The organism is Enterococcus sp. AZ091, from assembly GCF_051714805.1.
Lineage (GTDB): Bacteria > Bacillota > Bacilli > Lactobacillales > Enterococcaceae > Enterococcus_D > Enterococcus_D gallinarum.
This window is the reverse complement of record NZ_JBIOSO010000001.1, coordinates 1,557,418-1,579,062: the sequence shown is the minus strand read 5'-3', so window position 1 is coordinate 1,579,062 and position 21,645 is coordinate 1,557,418. Positions and strand designations below refer to the sequence as shown.

General features: G+C 39.6%; 19 protein-coding genes and 1 other RNA gene. 8 read left to right on the top strand and 12 right to left on the bottom strand.

Annotated elements, in window-relative coordinates:
• Positions 1 to 126: 126 nt before the first annotated feature.
• Positions 127 to 1,929, top strand: a complete 1,803-nt coding sequence (locus IGJ28_RS07915) for a glycerophosphoryl diester phosphodiesterase membrane domain-containing protein (RefSeq protein ID WP_103301304.1) — start codon at positions 127 to 129, stop codon at positions 1,927 to 1,929.
• A gap of 118 nt (positions 1,930 to 2,047) precedes the next feature.
• Here the strand turns inward: IGJ28_RS07915 and IGJ28_RS07910 are convergent, their stop codons facing one another.
• From IGJ28_RS07910 to gdhA, 3 genes are all read right to left on the bottom strand, one after another.
• Complete coding sequence (locus tag IGJ28_RS07910; protein WP_113849956.1) at positions 2,048 to 2,254, bottom strand: hypothetical protein; 207 nt, start codon at positions 2,252 to 2,254, stop codon at positions 2,048 to 2,050.
• A 442-nt stretch (positions 2,255 to 2,696) separates the two neighbouring features.
• Complete coding sequence (locus IGJ28_RS07905; protein WP_005472008.1) at positions 2,697 to 4,043, bottom strand: glucose-6-phosphate isomerase; 1,347 nt, start codon at positions 4,041 to 4,043, stop codon at positions 2,697 to 2,699.
• A 105-nt stretch (positions 4,044 to 4,148) separates the two neighbouring features.
• Entirely contained in the window at positions 4,149 to 5,498 is a 1,350-nt protein-coding gene (gene gdhA, locus IGJ28_RS07900; protein WP_005472006.1) for an NADP-specific glutamate dehydrogenase, read from the bottom strand.
• A gap of 162 nt (positions 5,499 to 5,660) precedes the next feature.
• On the opposite strand from gdhA, the gene IGJ28_RS07895 reads away from it, so the two are divergent.
• The gene (locus tag IGJ28_RS07895) at positions 5,661 to 6,932 is read left to right on the top strand and encodes an NAD(P)/FAD-dependent oxidoreductase (protein ID WP_252712336.1); all 1,272 of its coding nucleotides are present in this window, start codon (positions 5,661 to 5,663) and stop codon (positions 6,930 to 6,932) included.
• Positions 6,933 to 7,145: 213 nt separating this feature from the next.
• Positions 7,146 to 8,183 (top strand): tagatose 1,6-diphosphate aldolase, encoded by a 1,038-nt coding sequence (locus tag IGJ28_RS07890; protein WP_003127836.1) that lies wholly within the window; start codon positions 7,146 to 7,148, stop codon positions 8,181 to 8,183.
• An 83-nt stretch (positions 8,184 to 8,266) separates the two neighbouring features.
• Here the strand turns inward: IGJ28_RS07890 and ybaK are convergent, their stop codons facing one another.
• The 3 genes from ybaK to IGJ28_RS07875 all read right to left on the bottom strand — a co-directional run bounded on the left by ybaK (position 8,267) and on the right by IGJ28_RS07875 (position 10,824).
• Positions 8,267 to 8,758: a Cys-tRNA(Pro) deacylase gene (ybaK, locus tag IGJ28_RS07885; RefSeq protein ID WP_252712337.1), complete on the bottom strand. Its 492-nt coding sequence runs from the start codon at positions 8,756 to 8,758 to the stop codon at positions 8,267 to 8,269.
• Between the two features lie 129 nt (positions 8,759 to 8,887).
• A complete protein-coding gene (aroD, locus tag IGJ28_RS07880) occupies positions 8,888 to 9,649 on the bottom strand; it encodes a type I 3-dehydroquinate dehydratase (RefSeq protein WP_252712338.1) in 762 nt (253 codons plus the stop codon).
• A gap of 5 nt (positions 9,650 to 9,654) precedes the next feature.
• Positions 9,655 to 10,824 carry a class I SAM-dependent rRNA methyltransferase gene (locus tag IGJ28_RS07875; protein ID WP_438845319.1) on the bottom strand — a complete coding sequence of 390 codons (1,170 nt, stop codon included), beginning with the start codon at positions 10,822 to 10,824 and terminating at the stop codon, positions 9,655 to 9,657.
• A gap of 239 nt (positions 10,825 to 11,063) precedes the next feature.
• Here IGJ28_RS07875 and IGJ28_RS07870 point away from each other — a divergent pair, with 239 nt between their 5' ends.
• The 3 genes from IGJ28_RS07870 to IGJ28_RS07860 all read left to right on the top strand — a co-directional run bounded on the left by IGJ28_RS07870 (position 11,064) and on the right by IGJ28_RS07860 (position 14,491).
• Complete coding sequence (locus IGJ28_RS07870) at positions 11,064 to 13,145, top strand: LTA synthase family protein (protein WP_081131302.1); 2,082 nt, start codon at positions 11,064 to 11,066, stop codon at positions 13,143 to 13,145.
• 156 nt (positions 13,146 to 13,301) lie between these two features.
• Positions 13,302 to 14,042, top strand: a complete 741-nt coding sequence (locus IGJ28_RS07865) for a hypothetical protein (RefSeq protein WP_252712341.1) — start codon at positions 13,302 to 13,304, stop codon at positions 14,040 to 14,042.
• Positions 14,018 to 14,491, top strand: a complete 474-nt coding sequence (locus IGJ28_RS07860) for a hypothetical protein (protein ID WP_021149538.1) — start codon at positions 14,018 to 14,020, stop codon at positions 14,489 to 14,491. The genes IGJ28_RS07865 and IGJ28_RS07860 overlap by 25 nt, the downstream gene beginning before the upstream one ends.
• A gap of 98 nt (positions 14,492 to 14,589) precedes the next feature.
• Here the strand turns inward: IGJ28_RS07860 and IGJ28_RS07855 are convergent, their stop codons facing one another.
• Genes IGJ28_RS07855 through IGJ28_RS07845 form a run of 3 tightly spaced genes read right to left on the bottom strand, consistent with a single transcriptional unit; the run spans position 14,590 to position 17,094 of the window.
• Complete coding sequence (locus IGJ28_RS07855; RefSeq protein ID WP_060815285.1) at positions 14,590 to 16,050, bottom strand: sensor histidine kinase; 1,461 nt, start codon at positions 16,048 to 16,050, stop codon at positions 14,590 to 14,592.
• Positions 16,050 to 16,763 (bottom strand): response regulator transcription factor, encoded by a 714-nt coding sequence (locus IGJ28_RS07850; protein ID WP_252712342.1) that lies wholly within the window; start codon positions 16,761 to 16,763, stop codon positions 16,050 to 16,052. The genes IGJ28_RS07855 and IGJ28_RS07850 overlap by 1 nt, the downstream gene beginning before the upstream one ends.
• Entirely contained in the window at positions 16,744 to 17,094 is a 351-nt protein-coding gene (locus tag IGJ28_RS07845) for an SdpI family protein (RefSeq protein WP_252712344.1), read from the bottom strand. Before IGJ28_RS07845 ends, IGJ28_RS07850 begins: the two co-directional genes overlap by 20 nt.
• 143 nt (positions 17,095 to 17,237) lie before the next feature.
• On the opposite strand from IGJ28_RS07845, the gene IGJ28_RS07840 reads away from it, so the two are divergent.
• Together IGJ28_RS07840 and ssrA are read left to right on the top strand one after the other, a co-directional pair.
• The gene (locus IGJ28_RS07840) at positions 17,238 to 18,008 is read left to right on the top strand and encodes a Cof-type HAD-IIB family hydrolase (RefSeq protein WP_103301294.1); all 771 of its coding nucleotides are present in this window, start codon (positions 17,238 to 17,240) and stop codon (positions 18,006 to 18,008) included.
• Between the two features lie 62 nt (positions 18,009 to 18,070).
• Positions 18,071 to 18,434: a transfer-messenger RNA gene (gene ssrA, locus IGJ28_RS07835) on the top strand.
• 298 nt (positions 18,435 to 18,732) lie between these two features.
• Here ssrA and IGJ28_RS07830 read toward each other — a convergent pair.
• The 3 genes from IGJ28_RS07830 to eutH all read right to left on the bottom strand — a co-directional run bounded on the left by IGJ28_RS07830 (position 18,733) and on the right by eutH (position 21,632).
• Positions 18,733 to 18,984, bottom strand: a complete 252-nt coding sequence (locus IGJ28_RS07830; RefSeq protein ID WP_005471992.1) for a hypothetical protein — start codon at positions 18,982 to 18,984, stop codon at positions 18,733 to 18,735.
• A 1,091-nt stretch (positions 18,985 to 20,075) separates the two neighbouring features.
• The gene (locus IGJ28_RS07825; RefSeq protein WP_135172239.1) at positions 20,076 to 20,519 is read right to left on the bottom strand and encodes an ethanolamine utilization protein EutQ; all 444 of its coding nucleotides are present in this window, start codon (positions 20,517 to 20,519) and stop codon (positions 20,076 to 20,078) included.
• Positions 20,520 to 20,531: 12 nt separating this feature from the next.
• Positions 20,532 to 21,632 (bottom strand): ethanolamine utilization protein EutH, encoded by a 1,101-nt coding sequence (gene eutH / locus IGJ28_RS07820; protein WP_021149532.1) that lies wholly within the window; start codon positions 21,630 to 21,632, stop codon positions 20,532 to 20,534.
• Positions 21,633 to 21,645 lie beyond the last annotated feature (13 nt).

The following is a 21,645-nucleotide window of genomic DNA, read 5'->3' as shown; positions in this document are numbered from 1 at the left end:
GTGCCGGGCTTAATAGCAAAAATAAATACAGGAAATTCCCGAACTATAGATGGTGGTCATTCCTTTCATTACAGGAATCAAACACGATAGTTCGGTTTTTTATAGTCTAGAGTTAGGATGAACAACATGAAATATCTAAAAAATAGTTTGATCAACACTTGGGATTTTCTAAAGGCAAGCGATGCTTATTTTCGAGATGTTCTGCTAATGCATGGTTTCTTGCTTTTTTTGGTTATCCCACTGCTTTCTTCTTCAACAAAATTTATCCTGCGTCGTGGGGGATTAGCCTATTTATCTTTCGACAATATAGGTAGTATTTTTACAGAGCATCCAATGGTTCTATTCTCGCTCTCTCTAATCTTGTTATTGATTTTATTAGCAGTTTTTTTTGAGTTTACATTCCTGCTTCTGAGTGTCTATTTCATCAAGAAAAAGCAGCCGGTCCGATTGCGACAGCTGTTGCGAATGACATTTTTACAAATTCGCAAATTACGCCCCATGACCTTTTTGTTTTTCTTGTTTTATTTCTTTTTGATTTTGCCAATTGGCGGGCTAAGTTTTAACTCAGATTTGCTCTCTAAAGTGAAAATCCCTGCTTTTATCATGGATTTCATCTTTACGAATCGTGTATTGATTATCGGAGCCGTGGTTCTTGGCTACTTACTTTTGATTTATCTAGGGATTCGTGTGATTTTTGCTTTACCAGAAATGATCTTACGTGACCTTCCTTTTCGACAGGCCATTCGAGAAAGTTTGCAGACAACGAAACGCCGTTTCTTTGCGATTGTTGGCCAATTTGTCTTTATTGGCGGCGCGATCTTATTCATTTCAACAGTAGGATTTACTTTTTTGATTATCCTGCAAGCGATCATTGAAGAACTTTTCGCTGACTATGCGCTGTATTCAGCAGTCTTCATTATGACGCTCCTTCAACTCGTTTTGTTGTTGAATATCATTTTGTCTACCGTTGCCATCTTCTATATCATTGTTGATTTTATGGACGATGAAGGTTTCTTACCTGAGATACCACAATGGTTCAGTGAAGAACCATTGCCAGCAAGAAATTTTCAACGACTAAAAGCCTCTTTGATTACTGTAGTAGCCGTCTTCTTCGGGGTAGGAGTAAGTTTATACAACATGAATTATCTGACCTCTGCCGCTAATACTCGACCATTGACGATCTCACATCGCGGCGTCAGCAATGGTCAAGGCGTTCAAAATTCATTAGAAGCACTGCGCTTCACTAGTGAGAACTACCATCCTGATTACGTTGAAATGGATGTTCAACAAACTAGCGATGGTCATTTCATTGTTTATCACGATTTTTCATTTAAAGCGTTGACTGGCTTCAATCAGAAACCAGAGCAATCAACTTTGGCACAAGCACAAAAATTAACCGTCTCTGAAAATGGACAAACGGCTCCGATTGCTACATTTGATGACTATTTATCCTTAGCGAATTCGTTGAATCAGAAATTGCTAGTAGAAATCAAGACACAACAAAAAGATACGACAGCATTAGTCCATTCATTTCTTGAACGCTACCGTGAAAATCTAGCCGAACATGAACATATTCTACAAAGCTTGACCTATAATGTAGTGGAAGAATTGAAACAAGAGGCTCCGGAACTAACTGCTGGGTATATCATGCCCTTCAACATCGTTGGCCCTCCATTAACAAGTGCTGATTTTTTAACGATGGAATATAGTACGATCAACCGCAACTTTGTTTCATCTGCTAAAACGGATCATAAAGATGTCTTTGTCTGGACTCCAAATGATGATGCCGAGATCAGTCGGATGCAGTTCTACGGTGTGGACGGCATCATTACCGATCGGATGGATATTTTGAACCAAACCCTCAGTGAGTCCACCGATGAAATGACTTACTCAGATAAGCTACTGAACTTTGTGATCGGCGTCGGCTAATTCACGCCAGCTAGAAAGACTGGACTCTAGTCAATAAAGATGAATCAGTGCCTACAAGCTGACTTTTCAGCATGCTGACATAATACATTTTTATTAGCGAGTTCCAGTCTTGTTTTTATTAAGCCACAGCCACTGCGGTAATCTTATCAAATTTTACCAACATCCGCTGATTGCATTCCAATACAATGGATTGATCCTCCATCTCATAATCGGTCACTTTCACAAGAGCCGTATGCTCATACAGCTTCTCAATTACACCGACTAGCGATTTTTTTGCCCCAACAGGTTGACACACATAGGCATTTCCAATTTCAATATCTAGCATCTTACCACCTCAGAACTTCTTTTCTAAAAATATAATAACAAAAATACCGATTTATGCAAGCGCTTTTATGATAAATTTGGCACCTACTTATTTCCGCAGACAAGATGACAAAATCGTTCGCTTCTTATGACTGATGTGTTCGTGCATCTTCCAGAAAGTCCTAGTAACATAAAGGAAAGGAGATGAACAGAATGCCAGTAATCCAAACATGTATTTTTGGTCTCTTGACAGTCGCATTATTGATTGGTTTAAAGGAAAATCGTTGATGACTCCTTGATTGGTTAACTGTTCCTAAAGACCACAAATCAATGTCCTATTGTGACGGTCATTTTATGGTTAAATGAATAAGCGTCCTTATTCTGAACCATCCGCTTATATAAATGAAAAACCAGCCCTCAGAAGAATGATCGGAGGACTGGTTCTTTTTAGTTAGAACGATAAATTATAGACGTTCGTTCAATTCTTTTGCAAGCTCTTCAAAACCTGGTTTGCCAAGTAAGGCGAACATGTTTTTCTTATAAGCTTCCACGCCAGGTTGGTCAAATGGATTCACACCATTCAAGTAACCAGAAATGCCTACAGCGATTTCGAAGAAATACATTGTATAACCTAATGTGTAGGCATCCATCGTTGGGATCTTAACCAATAAGTTTGGTACATCGCCATCTGTGTGAGCCAATAACGTTCCTTCGAAGGCTTTGGTATTTACAAAATCAACTTCTTTTCCTTGTAAGTAGCCAAGTCCATCAAGGTCAGCTTCTTGCGTAGGAATTGTGATTGATTTACGTGGTTTTTCAACTTTAACAACAGTTTCAAAGATGTTGCGGCGGCCTTCTTGGATATATTGACCCAATGAATGCAAATCAGTTGAGAAGTTAGCACTTGAAGGGTAGATTCCCTTTTGGTCTTTTCCTTCTGATTCTCCAAATAATTGTTTCCACCATTCAGAGAAGTATTGCATTCCTGGTTCATAATTGATCAGCAATTCGGTTACTTTTCCTTTGCGGTAAAGGATGTTACGCATTGCTGCATATTGATACGCTTCATTTTTTTCAAGGTCATCACTGGCATATGCTTCACTAGCGTCTGCTGCACCTTGCATCAAAGCATCGATATCCGCACCGCTTGCAGCGATTGGCAATAGACCTACAGCTGTCAAGACAGAGAAACGTCCGCCAACATCATCAGGAATTACGAATGTTTCCCAATTTTCAGCATCTGCTTCAACTTTAACGGCACCTTTTGCTTTATCTGTCGTTGCATAGATACGTTTGTTTGCTTCTTCTTTGCCATATTTTTCGATCAAGCGTTCTTTGAAGACACGGAATGCGATCGCAGGTTCTGTCGTCGTTCCTGACTTAGAAATGACATTGACAGAGAAATCACGATCACCGATGATTTCGATCAAATCAGCTAAATAAGTCGAAGAAATTGAGTTTCCGGCAAAAAAGATTTGTGGTGCTTTCCGTTCATCTGATGAAAGCAAGTTATAGAATGAATGGTTTAAGAAATCAATCGCAGCTTTTGCCCCTAAATAAGAACCACCGATACCGATAACAACTAATACTTCTGAGTCCGATTGGATTTTTTCTGCTGCTTTTTTGATTCGTGCAAATTCTTCTTTATCATAATTTTTAGGCAAGTCGATCCAGCCTAAAAAGTCGTTACCTGCACCAGTACCTTCGCGTAAGAGTTTATCTGCTGCTGTAACTTGACTTTGCATGTAGCTTAATTCGTATTCATTCACGAATGGTGCTACTTTTGAATAGTCAAATTTGATGTGTGACATGATTTGTCCTCCTTGAAAAAAATTAGTTTTTCATACAAGTACTACTTTACGTTTTTTTTGAACTTTTTTCAAGTAATTCCTTATTATATCGCCTATCTGGCAGAGTTAGACAAGTCCTTGAGAAAACATTGCTTTAGCAACTTTTTCAAATCCAGCCACATTTGCTCCTAGCATGAAATTATTTTTTTGATCAAATTCTTCTGCAGTGTCACGGCAAGCATCATAAATATTCTTCATGATCTCATCCAATTTTTGATCGACTTCTGCCTGCTCCCACTGCAAACGTTGTGAGTTTTGACTCATTTCTAAAGCAGAAACCGCTACGCCACCCGCATTAGCCGCTTTCCCAGGACAATAGTAGATTCCTTGCGCAATAAAATATTCTGCCGCTTCAAGAGAGCTTGGCATATTGGCACCTTCAGAAACAATCCGGACACCATTCGCTTTTGCCCGTTTGGCTTGTTCTAGATTGATTTCATTTTGAGTCGCACAAGGGAAGGCTAATTCCGCTTGAACATCGAAGTCCCAGACAGAAGCTCCTTCATGGTACTCTGCTGAGGGGCGTGCGTTGGCATATGCTGTCAAACGTTCCCGTTTCACTTCTTTGATTTCTTTCAATAATGCCAGATCGATACCTTCTTTGTCATAAATGAAGCCAGAAGAATCAGAGCAAGTGATGGCTTTTGCGCCCAACTCATGCAATTTTTCAATCGCATAAATGGCTACATTGCCGCTTCCAGATACAATTGCCTGTTTCCCTTGGAAGTTTTCCTTTAAATCTTTCAACAGATGCTTAACAAAATAGACTGCCCCGTAACCGGTAGCTTCCGTCCGATTTTTACTTCCCCAAAAGTCCAATGGTTTTCCTGTAAGGACACCAGCATCATATTGTTTCAGACGTTTGTAAGCCCCAAAGAGATAGCCAATTTCACGGCCACCAACACCAATGTCCCCCGCGGGCACATCTAAGTCAGGTCCGATATGTTTTGCTAATTCCGTCATGAAACTTTGACAAAAACGCATGACTTCTCCATCTGATTTTCCTTTTGGATCAAAGTCACTTCCGCCTTTGCCGCCACCAATCGGTAATCCAGTCAAACTGTTCTTGAAAATCTGCTCAAAAGCCAAAAATTTCAAGATACTTAAGTTGACGCTGGGATGAAAACGCAGGCCGCCTTTGTAAGGCCCTAATGCAGAATTAAATTGGATCCGATAACCGCGGTTGACTTGCCAATTGCCTTGGTCATCTTGCCATGGCACACGAAATTGAATAAATCGCTCTGGTTCTGTTAATAAATCAACCAAATTCGATTCAATGTATTCTGGATGTTTTTCTAAGAAAGGAATGATTGTTGGTAAAAATTCATCTATCGCTTGTAAAAATTCCGTTTGGTTCTGATCTTTTTCGTGCAGTTTCTCTTGGATCGCTTTTACATACTCTGAAGCATTTGTCATCAGGCATTACCTCCTTTAGTTAAATTCTATTTTATAGAAAATTTCAGAAATTGCATCTATTTTTTACGAAGTTGTCAGAATTTTTTTTCGATTCATTGAACAAACAGCTTTCTCCCCGCTTGTTCCTGCAATATGGTACAATCCACAAAGAGGTGAAGGAAGATGAAGAAATCCTATGATGTGATCGTGATTGGTGCTGGGACCAGTGGCATGATGGCCGCTATTTCAGCAGCCGAAAACGGTGCAGACGTATTACTTATAGAAAAAAATAAAAAAGTTGGCAAAAAATTGCTTATGACCGGCGGCGGTCGTTGTAACGTGACCAATCATCGCTCTGTCGATGATTTGATCGCCCATATTCCCGGCAACGGAAAATTTTTATATAGTACATTCTCGCAATTCAATAATTTCGATGTGATGACCTTTTTTGAATCCCATGGTGTCCCTCTGAAAGAAGAAGATCACGGACGGATGTTTCCTGTCACAGACAAATCGAAAACGATCGTTGAAGGCTTATTACAGGCGCTCCATGAGAAACAAGTCACTTTATTGACCAATACAAGCGTCACTAAATTACTTCATGATGGGACTCAGATCCAAGGCGTTCGAACAGAATTCGAAGAATTTACTGCGCCCTGTGTGATCCTGACGACTGGTGGTCGAACTTACCCTTCGACTGGAGCAACTGGAGACGGCTACAAAATGGCCAAAAAAGTAGGGCATACCATCACACCGCTTTACCCTACCGAGTCTCCCCTCATATCAGAGGAGCCATTTATCAAAGCACGCACACTGCAAGGCATCTCTTTACAAGATATTGCTTTATCTGTTTTGGATTCTACAGGAAAAACCGTTGTCTCTCATACCATGGATCTCTTGTTCACGCATTTCGGGCTTTCGGGTCCAGCTGCACTGCGCTGCTCTTCTTTTGTCAATCAAGAATTGAAGAGTCATACACCTGTCACAGTGATGCTGGATTGTTTTCCAGAAAAAACAGCGAATGAATTGGTGAATGAGCTAACAGTGGCAGCCCATTCGAAGAAAAAATTAGTCAATGCACTGAGCGGCATCTTGCCGGAACGTCTGCTAGAGTTCTTTATCCATCGACTGGCACTTTCTGATCTGGTGGCTGAGCAAACAACTGAAGACCAGCTACAGGCTTTAGCAGCTATCATGAAAGGCTTTTCTGTCACAATTTCTAAAACATTTCCGCTGGAAAAATCTTTTGTGACGGGTGGAGGGATTCATTTAAAAGAAGTGAATCCCAAGACAATGGAAAGTAAGTGCATCAATGGCCTTTATTTCGGCGGCGAATTACTCGATATCAACGGTTATACCGGTGGATTCAATATCACTGCTGCCTTTTGTACTGGTCATGTCGCTGGCAAGCATGCGGCAGAAATGGCGAGCTATTTCCACTATTCACAAGGATAGTCTTTATTCTCTTAACGATCTGACACAATGAAATACAAGGAATTTCGAATCTTTCGCAGACTTGCATCTGAGTAAAGTTTCTGTCACATCCCATTGCTAGCGGGGTAGTGACAAAGCTTCGTTTTTTTGTTTGCATTTCTAGAAATTGCTTATTAGTTGGCGATTTTTGTGAGAAGGCGTAGACTGAAAGAGAACTTAAAGGAGGCTGGACAAATGAAACGTATTTCAAGAGGCAAATTTGAAAAAATGCAGAAACTTTCAAATGAAGATGGGGTGATTGCGGCATTGGCCATTGATCAGCGAGGATCAATGAAAAAAATGATGAAAGCTGCCACAGGGCCCGATAATTTCAAAATGGAACAAATTTATGACTTCAAACGGTTGGTTTCACAAGAATTGACGAAGTATGTCAGCAGCATTTTATTGGATGAAGAATATGGATTTCAAGGCATCGAAGCGAAAAATCCTAACGCTGGGTTGATTCTGTCTTATGAAAAAACCGGTTATGATGTCAATACTCCAGGACGATTGCCGGAGCTGTTGCCAAATGAGTCTCTGCAACGTCTAGTCCAAAAAGGAGCTGACGCAGCTAAAGTGCTGGTTTATTACAATCCTGATGAACCGCAAGAGATTCTTGATACGAAACATGCTTTTCTAGAACGTTTAGGTACGGAAGCACAAGCAGCCGATATCCCAATTTTTGTCGAACCAATCGTCTATGACGATGAAATCACCGACGATAAATCACCGGCTTTCGCTAAAATCAAACCTGGAAAAGTCATTCGTACGATTCAAGAATTGACCAAAGACAAATACCATATCGATATTTTAAAAGTTGAAGTACCCGTACAATTTGATTTGGTTGAAGGGTTTCAAAAAGAAGGCTTAGAAGCTGTGTATACCCAAGAAGAAGCTGCCAACTACTTTAGAGAAGCTAGCGATGCCGCTACTCGTCCTTTCATTTACTTAAGTGCAGGGGTTCCCGCAAACATCTTCCGAGAAGAGTTACGCTTTGCCGGCGAACATGGGGCAAAGTTCTCTGGTATTCTTGGCGGACGTGCAACTTGGCGAGACAGCGTGGAAATCTATGGAAAACAAGGGGAAAAAGCACTGCTTGATTGGTTAGATACGCAAGGCCGGGAAAATGTCGAAGAACTGAATGCTATTCTAAAAGAATATGCTACCCCATGGTATGAATTTTATGGTGGATTAGATAACATTGAAGTCTTTGATATTTCCGTTATGGAATAATTGTCTATAGAACAAACAACAGAGCCGCTGCATTGAAGTATCCTACTTCAATGCAGCGGCTCTGTTGTTTTGTCTGTTCCTGTTTAGTCAACTTCAGAAATAGCAGTCAGCGAGACAAACTGTCCGCGGATTAATTTGCTCAAATCTGTTGGAGACAGTCCTATTTGTAAACCACGCTTTCCTGCTGAGATGATGATTTCTTCCAAATGTCGCGCACTTTCATCAATATAGGTTGGAAAGAGCTTCTTCATGCCGATCGGTGAACATCCACCGCGAATATACCCTGTGGTCTCTTCTAGGTCTCTTAAGTGCAACATTTCTACTTTTTTGTTGCCGCTGGCTTTAGCAATTTTCTTCAAATCTAATTCGTGATCTCCAGGGATGACTGCGACGATGGGACCCGTTTTATTGCCAACTGCTACCAGCGTTTTATAGATGGCTTCTGGATGAGCGATTTGCTGAGCAACAGACCCTGCATCCAAATGATCTTCTGACCATTCGTACGTATATTCCTGATAGGAGAGTTTCTTTTGTTCTACCATCCGAATCGCATTTGTTTTTTTTACTTTTGCCATGACGCATTCCTCATTTATCCAAACTTCTGGTTCTTTCTTTACGACTTCAATTTTAAGAGTCTCATTTAAGACTGCTCGAAACTATAGGACTAGTCTGCCCCATTTTTTTCTGTTTATGTTCCCGATTGTTTAATTTTTCATTGTTTCGATTGAAAACTCAGCTAAATAATCTTTCATCCGCTCCACTGGAATCTGACCAGAGGCAGAAGCTTGATCCAGCGCAGCAAAAGTCATGACTGAATCGATCAGACTACCACTGACGCGGCTGATTTTGCCTAGATTTCCCATTGACATGACTGCTAAAGGTAATTGATTGAATCCCCGCGCTTTATTGATAATACCCATCAAACGCAAAACGTCCTGCACATTGTGAGGCATCATTGCTAGTTTTCCGATATCAGCGCCAAATTGATTCATAATCCCGATTTTTAAGATCAACACAGCATCTTCTGGTGTTTTGTCGAAATCGTGACTACTTAACACCAATTTCACTTGATGTTCTTTGATTTTCTGAATAAAGTTTCTGCCTAAAAACTCAGCTTTTTCCAGTTCCACATCAATCATATCGATCAATCCAGATTCTGCAACGCCTAGACATAAATGTTTATATTGTGTCAAAGTGAAAGGGATTTGTCCCCCTTCTTCGATGGTTCGAAACGTAAACAGAAAAACTTTTGATTTTAGAGTGGTCCGAACGTGAGAAAGTACATCCAGAACGTCGGATAAACTATCGACTTTTTTATAATAATCAGCCCGCCACTCAATGATCTCTGCATCCGAAGTTTCTGCGGCTAGGGCTTGCTTGATAATCTCCTCATTAGTTGTTCCGGTCAGCGGCACACAAATGCGCGGGTGCTTGCCATCCAACTCGATCGACTTTACTTGAACCATCCGTCTCACTCCTTTTTGATTTGGTAAAAGAATACTTTTAAGTAATTCCCTTCTAAAAAGTTAGGATCAACTGCAAAATCACTTGGTAGTCGATATTCTTGTATACATTGATATGTGACTTGTGCCTGATCCATTGCTTCTTCGATCATTTGTTGAAACTTCTTTTGGGAAAGGTTGGCAGCATTCGTTGAAGCAATCAACAAGCCTTCCTCGTTCATAATCGCCAAACTATCCTTAACCAGTTCACCATAATTTTTTGCAACAGAAAAGACTTTTTTCTTGTTGCGGGCAAAACTAGGCGGATCTAAAATGATCATATCAAAGGTCAGCTCTTTTTTCTTAGCATACTTAAAATAGCCAAAAACATCCATCACATGAATCTTCTGTTTTTCTGGATCAAAGCCATTGATTGCAAACTGCTCTTTGGTCTTCTCCAAACTGCGCTTGGCAAGATCAACACTCGTTGTCTTTGTCGCACCGCCCATCGCAGCCGCAACAGAAAAAGCACCGGTATAACTAAACATATTGAGCACTGTCATGCCTGCTGACAGCCCTTCGGCGAGTTGTCCGCGTACTTCCTTTTGATCAAGGAAAATCCCGGTCATCAGTCCCTCATTAAGATAGGTAGCATAGTGAACGCCATTTTCTTTCACAATCAGCGGTTCGGGCGCCTCATCTCCATAGACGGCTGCTGATTCTGGCAGATCAGAGTCAAAGCGGATTTTTTCAACCGCTCCTTTGACTTCTGGAAAAACTTGTTGGAACGCTTGGATCAATAGAGATTTATTTTGGTACAATGTTTCGTTATACCAAGAAAATACGGCAAATTCTCGATAGAGATCAATCGTTAATCCACCTAAGCGGTCACCTTCTCCATTAACGATACGAAAAGCATCTGTTTCTTCGCTGGCATAGTAAGCACTTCTTTTGGCTTTGGCTTTTGCAAAAGCTGCTTCAAAAAAGTCCTTGTTGATCGGACGATCTTCAAAAGCCAATACCCAGCCGATGCCTTTATTCTGTTTCCCTAAATAGCCGGTTCCGACAATTTTCCCTTGCGAATCGACAAAAGAGACCCAATCCTGTGTATCTTTGACTTGCAGGAGATCATCTTCTTGGATCAATGGGTTTTTTTTATGGAATTTTTTGATTCCTTTTTTGCTTAAATTCATTTTCATCGTTTATCTGCTCCATTCATTCTATTGATAAGTATAGCAAAAACCTGTTTCTTTGTCTGTAATCTTGAAAGTAAAGAAATACTTAATTCCGCACCACGACAGGGAATTCGATTGACACTGTTTCGATGGACTAGTAGAATATAGGATGATGTAAATTCGAATCTTATTCGTTTAAGCTGGAAAGAGAGAGGAAGATTCCTTTGAAAAAAAATAGAGTATCCACTTTTGTGAATACAAGAATGGGCTTTTTTTTCATATTGGCCCTATTATTTTGGTTAAAAAATATCTTTGCTTATTTGGTGGACTTCCACCTTGGGATTGAAAGCACTGTGCAATACTTCATCTTATTTATCAATCCAATCGCAACAACTTTATTTTTACTTTCGATCGCACTGTATGTGAGACGAACAAAAGCAGCCTATATCACCATGATCGCCATCTATTTCTTGATGACACTGCTACTGTTCTCAAATGTCAGTTATTATCGAGAGTTCACGGATTTCATTACCATCAATACGATGCTTGGTGCCGGAAAAGTTGCTAGTGGTCTGGGAGAAAGTGCGATTCGTCTTTTCAGACCTTACGATTTATTGTACTTCGTGGACTTCGTCATTTTGATTGCCGCTCTCGTTATGAAGAAAATCAAAATGGATCAGCGTCCCGTTAAAGCTCGGATGGCTTTTGCCATTTCAACATTAGCAGTAATGATCTTCTCAGGAAATTTATTCTTAGCCGAAGCAGATCGTCCAGAATTATTGACTAGAACTTTTTCTCGTGATTACCTGGTCAAATATTTAGGGATCAATGCATTTACTGTTTATGATGGCGTGCAGACTTATCAAGCTTCTCAAGTTCGAGCAGAAGCTAGTCCCAATGATATGAACGAAGTCGAAAGTTATGTCAAGCAGCATTATGCAGAACCTAATGACGACATGTTCGGGATCGCTAAAGGAAAAAATGTCATTTATGTCCATTTAGAAAGTACACAACAATTTCTGATCGATTATAAATTAAAAGATGAGAATGGCGTAGAACATGAAGTGATGCCATTCATTAATAGTTTGTATCACAGTAAAAGCACATTTAGCTTTGATAATTTCTTCCATCAAGTCAAAGCTGGAAAAACCAGTGACGCGGAAACACTTTTTGAGAATTCACTCTTTGGTTTGAATCAAGGGGCTCTCTTCACGCAACTTGGCGGGAAGAATACCTTTGAAGCAGCACCAGATATTTTAGGACAAACACAAGGCTATACATCAGCCGTTTTTCATGGAAACACTGGTACCTTCTGGAACCGAAACGAGACTTATAAACGCTTTGGCTATGATTACTTCTTTGATGCTTCTTACTATGATGTCAACGAAGATAACTCATTCCAATATGGGTTGCATGACAAACCATTTTTTGAACAATCAGCGCAATACTTGGAACGGTTGCAACAACCATTTTACGCCAAATTTATCGCTGTCTCTAATCACTACCCATACTCTGAATTTACCAATGATGAAGGTGGCTTCCCGTTAGCAACAACTTCTGATGAAACGATCAACGGGTACTTTGCTACTGCCAACTACTTGGATCGAGCAGTTGAAGAATTCTTCAACTACTTGAAAGAATCTGGTCTGTATGATAATTCTGTGATCGTCTTATACGGTGACCACTATGGTATTTCAAATTCGCGAAACAAAAACTTAGCAGAATTGCTTGGTAAAGACAGCGCTAGCTGGTCTAATTTTGATAATGCAGCCTTACAGCGTGTCCCTTACATGATCCATATTCCTGGACAATCGAAGGGCGGAATCAATCATACGTACGGTGGTCAAGTGGATGCTTTACCAACCTTACTTCATCTGTTAGGTGTAGATACTTCGAAATATATCCAATTAGGACAAGATTTGTTCTCGAAACAAAACGAACAGCTCGTTGCATTTAGAGACGGTGACTTTGTTACACCAGAGTATACTTATTACGGAGGCGTCCTTTACAGTAACAGTACTGGCATGGCGATCCCAAGTCCTTCAGCAAGCTTACAAAAGCAAGTAGATGAATGGAAAGCCAAAGTCGATAAGCAACTGTCGGTCTCTGATCAAATCAATAATGGAGATCTGTTGCGCTTCTATGCGAAAAGCGGATTGAAAGAAGTCGATCCAGATAACTATGATTACAAAAATGCCTTACAAAAATTGAGCGCCAAAGAAAAAGAACTCGGTGCCGATTCAACGAGTGTCTTCTCAAAAAATGGTGAGAAATCGACCGTCGATTTGTATCATACGAAGACCTATAAAGAATACGAAGAAATGGTCAAAGAGACCGATAAATAAGCTTCAATCAAAAGTACCGCTAGCGTTTGATCGCTCGCGGTACTTTTTTGCACAAAAAATCAAGAAGTCTCCGCTGACTTTCTTTTTTTTGTACAAGAACTTCATACTTTATTCAAACTCCCCTTTTATACTAGATAGTAGAATGAGGTGAATTGAATGAAAACTTTTCGTTTTGCTGTAGCCAGCATTCATTATCATAAAAAAGCATTGATCCTCTATGGATTGTTGACCTTTTTTGCCGTGATTGGTTTAATCATTAGTGATACTCTTCTCCACTCATTGAACCAATTATTTACACAAGCCAAAGATTATTTGATTGGTGAAGAAATGCCGGCAAAAATCGCACAAGAGATCCAACCGATTGCATCTATTTATCAGAATCTTTTTCTGTTGATTTTCATCAGTTTCCTATTGGTTTTCACAGGTTTCATTATTTTTTACCAACGAATGAAAAGAAAGGAATTTCAGGCATGGCTGATGAGCGGAGCTTCCTCGCGGCAATGGGTAGGAATGCAGCTCTTGGAAGTCCTCCTGCCACTGCTCGCAATCATCGTCCTCGTCTTTGCATTGCTGATTCTATTTCAGCCTTTCTTTCAACGAGAAATGATTACCAGTCATATCACAACTTTCGACAGAGAAGATGCCTCCTTGCAGATTTGGCAGTCGGTCAATAACCAAACAACAGCGGATTTCGGCATCACGATTCCACAAACAAGCCAAGCATTCATTCAGAATGTTGAATTGAACAGCAATGAATGGTTGTCAATGATTCTAAAAAGTTTACGCCAAACCTTTGTCCTACTCGTTGGTTCAGTCTCAATCATTACGTTAGTCGTCGTCACCAGCCACTGTTTTTATTGGAGGGATCAGCAATGGAAAAACCAAAAAATCAACTAAACATCCCAGGTCTTTTCTATCTTGCAGCCAATGACCTTGCTGCGAAAGAGACGTTGGCACACTTTCTGCAAACTAACCAAGCGGTTACCATCGAGCCAAAATGGCAGTATGTCCCCTTTCTATCATTGAAAGATAATCTTTCCTTAGCCAATAAAAAAGAAAAACCTTTGGAAGAGCTGTTAACTGCCGTTCATTTAGAACCGACTTTTTTGAAAAGATCCTTAGATGAACTCACTTCTTTAGAAGAAGTTAAAGTACAATTGTTACTGGCACTTTTATTGGAAAAACCGGTCATAGTTTTAGAGACTCTTTCAAAAAATTTACATACCGCCGACATCCAAGCCCTTCTGCCTTTATGCAGTCAACTAGCAAAACAATTTCAGCTATCGATCTATTTAATGAATGAAGATGAACGCTTGGCTCATACCCCCTATATCACAAAACAATGAGACTTTTCTATTTTATAGGTACACAAAAAGGAAACCATCGATGACGATGGTTTCCTTTTTGTCTATCACTGCAAAAAAACATACTGTATGTTTCTAGCTTATTCTTCTATTTCGATATCGGGAAAAGTCACTTTGAAGGTCGTTCCTTGCCCCAATTCGCTATCGACTTCGATTTTACCTTTGTGGAGGCGAACCAACTGTTCCACTATCGATAACCCTAATCCCGATTCACCAAATTGTCGATTTTTTCGAGAAGGATCAACTTTATAGTAGCGATCCCAAATATTTTTGACTTGTTCTTCGGACATACCGATTCCTGTATCTGAAATCTCAATGATCGTTTCTAGATAGCCTTTTTCGATTCGCACGCGGATCTCACCATCTTGTGTGAATTGAATCGCATTTTGGAGTATGTTAACCATAATTTGAACAAACCGGTCATAGTCGGCATAGACGTCAATCGACTCCTCTGTTTCCAGAATCAAACGATCGTTTGCGACTTCTGCTTTGCTTTCCAATTGCGTCAACAAATTGGTCATTGTCTTGGTCGCATCAAACTTCTTAATGACCATAGAAATCTGATTGGTTCTGATTTTTTCATAATCCAGATTTTCATTCACTAAACGAATCAAACGATTGGTCTCATTTTTCATCAAGCGGATCGCATTGTCTCGCTGATTCTCTGGAATTGCATGGTATTCTAATCCTTCTAGCAACCCATTGATAGTGGTTAAAGGCGTACGCATTTCATGGGAAGCATCAGCCATAAATTGCCGTCGTCGTTCTTCCTGACGCTCAATTTCTTCATGCGACTCTTTCAATGACTGTGACATTTGGTTAAAGTCTTCTGCCAATTCATCAAATTCATCGCGATTATGAACAGGTAATGAGATGTCAAAATTCCCATTCGTAATTTCTTTGGTTGCCCGCTTCATCCGATTGATCCGCCGAACTTGGAAAGTCGCGAATAGATAACTGATCAATAGCGAAACAATGATCGAAATCAAGAAGACTTTGAATAAGTTCTGATTAAAAGCACTGACTAGATTCAAAATATTGCTGGCAGATTGTGAAACCACCATCACGCCATAAAAATCCGTCCGATTAACAGAAAAAGGAATCAACACATAGGAAGTCAACTCTCGTTCGCCGAATAAATTGGTATTCGAAGTCATTTGTAATCGACCACCATTTTGCAATGACTGCCAATCTGATTCTGAAATGCTAAAATCGACCGCTCGTCCCGCCGTATCTAATGGATAGATTTGTTCTTTCGGACTTTTAAAAAAAGCAAAAGAAATATCTTGATTGCTCAGAATATTTTCAGCAAGATGTAGTGAATACTGCAAATATTCATCTCGCGTCATGTTCTGCTGAAAAAATTCTGAGTCACTGATCTGGGAAATTTTTGCTACGGAAGAGGCATACCCCATCAATTGCTCGTAATTGCGCTCTTGCAACGTCTGTCTGGTCATTTGGGTAAACGCTACTCCAATCGTCATCAAAATGACTAGAATCACAGCAAAAAACGCAATCAATTGTTGATAAAGATACCGCATTAGGCAGCACCTGCATCATCAAATTTGTAGCCAACTCCCCAAACAGTCTGAATCACTTGCGGTCCCACTTTTTCAATTTTTTGCCGCAACTTTTTGATATGCGCATCGACGGTACGCTCGTCACCAAAATATTGATAATCCCAAACCAACTCTAGTAATTGTTCCCGGGAAAAGACTTGTCGCGGTTTTTTCGCTAATGTATAAAGCAAATCAAATTCTTTGGGCGTCAGACCACCGATCAATTTGCCGTTCAAATAAGCCTCCCGAGTCTTGGTATTCATTTTAAAGTGATCGGTAACGATATCAAATGTCGTGTCTGAAGTCTCAGAACTTGCCTTCTCAGCAATTTCACTCCGTCGATGCAGGGCTTTGATACGAGCAATCAATGTTAATGGACTAAATGGTTTCGTCACATAATCATCCGCGCCCATTTCCAGCCCAATCACTTGATCACTTTCTGAATCACGGGCAGTCAGCATAATAATGGGCACTGTATTAGAAATCTTGCGAATCTCTCTGGCAACGATCATTCCATCCATGGTAGGCAAATTTAAATCCAGCGTGATCATATCCCATTTTTCTGGAGTTTCGGCAAAAGCTTCCAGTCCCTCTTTGCCATCATATTTGAAAGTCGCATCCCAACCTTCATTCAAAAAAAACATTTGCATCATTTCTGAAACAGATTCATTGTCTTCAATCATTAGAATATTCATTGTTTTCACCCCTATGTTGTTCATCAAATTGTTGCAGCTTTTCTTCGATCAAACCAAAAATCGGTACAATAAACCAAGGAATTGCAATCATTTCTAAGAGAAAGAAATTGGTCCATCCCTGCCACTTCAGTAGGATTCCTATCAATGTCATGACTCCCCCAAACAGCAGAAAATACCGCGTACAGATCTTTTGTGCATACTGCCAATTTCGTTCATTCTGTTTTGCTAAATAAGAACGATAGCCGTAGATAAAATTGATTTTCTTTGAAGGGAGAATCAAAAAAACAAAACCGATCAAAAAGAAAATCGCTCCAATCACTAAAAAAATCATATTCCCACTCCATTCTTTCTCTAGTATACTCGAAAACCTCCTATCTACCAACAACTTCACGGTTTCTTCATAAAGGTTTGCGTTTTTAGCAATCTTTGTTAAGATTGATTTTGTAACTGTCAATAAGAGTAGGAGAAAACTGTATGAATTATAAAGCTTTAGCATTTTTTGATTTAGATGGCACACTACTAGATGAACACTCCCAGATCACCCCCGAAATTTCTGAGGCCATGCATCGCCTACGCCAAAATGATGTTTTACCAATCATTGCAACCGGCAGAACGGAAACAGAAGTTCTTGCTATTCGCAAGGCTGCTGGGATCACCTCAAATATTGTCATGAATGGGGCATTCATTCGTATCGATGGCAAAGAAGTGTTTTCAGACACATTAGATAAAAATCTCTGCGCACGGATGTTGGAAGCCGTGAGAGATCATGGCGACGAACTTTCATATTATAACGAGAACGGTTACTGGGCAACTGGACACAATGATGAGATGATCGAGGCTTACAATTATGTCCGCAGCCCCCTTCCAGAAATCGATCCATTCCGTTATGAAAAAGACCGGATCAATATGATGCTCGTATTAGGTATCGCCAATGAAACAGTCTATAAAGAACAGTTCCCTGAATTGACTTTCTACCGCAATACACCTTTTTCAATTGATGTCGTGAAAAGCGGCACCTCTAAAGGAACGGGAATTAAGACATTGGTGAACTTACTAAATCTCAAAGATGTGCCAACATTTGGCTTTGGTGACGGTAGCAATGACTTCGCTCTTTTAGAAGCTTGCGACTATAAAATTGCCATGGGTAATGGCTTGCCAGAACTAAAAGAGATTGCTGATTTTGTTACTCTTAAAAATACTGAAGGCGGCATCGTGCATGCCTTGAATCATTTTGAATTGATCTAAATCTTTGCATATAGCGCAAATTATGTTATACTAATGGTTGGTAGCGATACCCCTTTTATCAGGGGGATGTTACGGATTCGACAGGCATAGTTGAGCCTGAATTGCGCTTCGTAGGTTACGTCTACGTTAAAACGTTACAGTTAAATATAACTGCTAAAAACGAAAACTCTTACGCTTTAGCTGCCTAAAAACAGTTAGCGTAGATCCTCTCAGCATCGCCCATGTGCTCGAGTAAGGGTCCTATTCTAAGTGGGATACGTTTTAACTTTCCGTCTGCAAGTTAAAAAAGAGAACATCAGACTAGCAATACAGACTGCCTGTCACTCGGCAAGCTGTAAAGCGAATCCTTAAATGAGCTGACTATGAGCGTAGATTTTTAGGTAGCAATATGTTTGGACGCGGGTTCGACTCCCGCCATCTCCATAGACTAAAATCGAGAAGATTTTCGTAGTTTTTCCAAAGTGAGATGAACCTTGTTTCTACGAGGTTCATCTTGCTTCTTTTTTATTTTTAACCTGCCTTCTCTGAGATTATCAGTTAACAGTCAAGCCGACCAGCATCGCGACAGATGCATTCTTTTAGTCGCTTGTATAAGCAAAGAAGCCTCCTTACTCACAAAACAAGCAAGCGGGCTTCCCTTTGATCAAGCAAATTTATCCTTAGTGTGCTGGAAATTTATTTTAACTAAAATAAGAGAAAAAAACGAAAAGAAAACGTCTCTTCCTTACATATATTTTTCTACTTCGTCCAACTCTTTTTGTAATTCTTTCTCATCATACGTTTCGTATTTACCTGCTTCGTGTGCGATCTTCTTGATTTCATGAATCGCTTTTTTCTCAACAATCCACTTCTTCATACTATGTTTTTTAGCATCTGCTTCTAGAGAATCCAATTCTGCTAAATTAGAATCTAACTTGTCCAAAACTTCTCCGATTTTTAACAATGCTTTTGATTCTTTTTCTTCATAGTTTGCCATAGATAACACTCCTTATATATTTGATAAAACTATCTTACGATCATCCTTAAATATTTTCAAGTTAAATGATTCACTAAAGGTTAATAGTACAGATAGCGATAAAACAAACTTTTCAGAGCAAGCATTTGCTCTTACTCATCAGATTGTGAGGGAGTGATCGTATCTTTTATTAGGGGAACCCTTTTCTTATTACTATTTGCTTTTTTACTTAAAATTACTAACGGACTATTTTGGGCTCGATTTCTAACCGAGTTTTAACTGATAGAAATGATCGAAGATATGAGATCGAGCGTAAAGCAGGCAAGTTTTTCTCCATTTTATTTTTAACTATATCCCGCCGATTTTTAGTGATTTTGCTATTATTTTAAGGCTGACATCCCTCGTTAAATAAAATTATTTGGCTTATTTAGTGATAATTTTTTAGATTTCCCTTAGTCCGCTATTGTGGCGAATAATTGGCTTTAGCTCAGAATGATACTTGCATCGCTATAAAGGAAGAGTAATCGTGAAACAAAATATTGCTCTTGTCATAAATGATTACGATGAAGCAATTGAATTTAGACTGAAAAGCTTGACCACACACTGATCGAAGATACGTATCAGCCTGAACAAAACAAACATTGAGTTGTACGATCACGCCAGAATTCACCATGGGAGGAACCTATCAAAACATGGTGGACGAAATTTCGTCCATTTAATACAAACTAGCTGATATCATGATAAAATACAAAAACGAAGAGTATTAGGTGTCTACAAAAAGTCTTCCCCAAGCCTTTTGTCCTAATACTCTTCTATGATTAATGCATGTTGCTCCTTAAAGATATTTGAAATAAACCATTTTTGCAACTATTTCGAACAATAGATACGAGTTGCTCATTCAATTGTTTTTTGTTTTGTCCTGTCTACTTACATAGAACTTCGTTTTTATCCTACAGATCGGCACGTATGCTTTGTAAAAAACATCTTTTCTTCAAAACGTATATTAATTAACTAAAGGGTCTTTTAAAAAAAAGGCATCCCTATAAATAAAAGGAACACCTGATGTAGCGTATCAACTTAAGAAAATATATAGTGTCTTGTTTTCAACAAATTTATTGATTCTGCCAATCTGCCGGGAAAGTGACATAAACAAAGCGGGCTTCTTCTGCGACTGAAAACTGTATTTTGCTATTTTTAGGAATTAAAATGAGCTCACCTGCACTGGCAGAGACTTTCCGTCCATCAATAATAATATCTAATTTGCCAGAAATAACATAGTCGATTTCATCATAATCGAGCGCCCAGTCAAATGTTGTTTCTTTCATTACCATCAATCCACAACCTAGACGAGGACTCTCTTCGAGTGAGAACAAATCCTTTGTATAAACAATATCATTGGGGTTCCCTGTATCCAAACGATCTTCTTCAGAAACAGTGATCTCTGGTAGCTTGATCGATGCAACACCGCTAGGATCCACTTGTTTTGTTGGCATCAATTGTTCAGTTACGATTTGACGAACCAAAGTTTCGATCATTTTACGATTAAACTCTGTCATATTTTCACCTCATTATTTTGTTTCTATTTCTGGTTTCCCTAACATACGATTAGCCATAAAAATCGCTACAAAAATAGCAGTTATCCCACCGACTAATTTACCGATGATCATAGGAAAAATCATTTCTTTTGCTACCCCAGCCGTAAAGCCTAGGTGATCGCCTAAAACAAAAGATGCAGAAACAGCGAAAGCAATGTTGATGATTTTTCCTCTGTTATCCATATCTTTCAACATTTGGAACATTGGGATATTATTTGCTAATGTTGCCACCATACCGGCAGCAGCCACTTCATTCATCCCTAAAACTTTCCCTAATTTCATTAATGGTTTGTTAAACACTTTCGTAATCACAGCAACCAAACAAAATGCCCCAGCTAAAGTCAATGCGATGCTCCCTACGACTTCGATTCCTTCTGTAACAGGTGCAATGTCAGGAATGACTGTAATTCCCACAAGTAACTGAATCGCTCCGACAATCAAACCGATAATCGCAACGATGACAACACCTTGACCAAAAATCTGGAATCCTTTGATCATACCGTTTGGTGCCAACCATAATCCCACGATGATCAATGCAGCAACGATAATGATAGGTAGCAAGTTAGGAAGGATCATAGACATTGGCATTCCTGCGGTTAAACCACCGGCCAATAACCCGAAAGGAATGGTAATAATTCCACTTAACACCCCTGTGGCTAAAAACTGTTGATCTTCTTTTTGAATAATCCCCAACGCAACAGGAATGGTGAAAACAATTGTTGGTCCCATCATAGCCCCAAGGATTGCTCCAGCAAATAACCCTGCTTGGGGATCATTTGCTAATTGCTGTGCCAGAGCAAATCCCCCCATATCATTTGCTAGTAGTGTTGTCGCGAACATTGCCGGATCAGCACCCAGCAATTCATAGACGGGAACAACGATAGGACTTAAAAGATTCGCCAAGACCGGGGCTAACGTGATGATCCCCACCATTGATAACGCTAAAGACCCCATCGCCATGATACCTTCTTCAAATTGTTTTCCAAGTCCTAATTTATTCCCGATGCATTTATCAATGCCTCCAATGATCATAAAAAGAACCATAATATACATAATAATTTCATTAATGCTCATAGATTCAACCTCC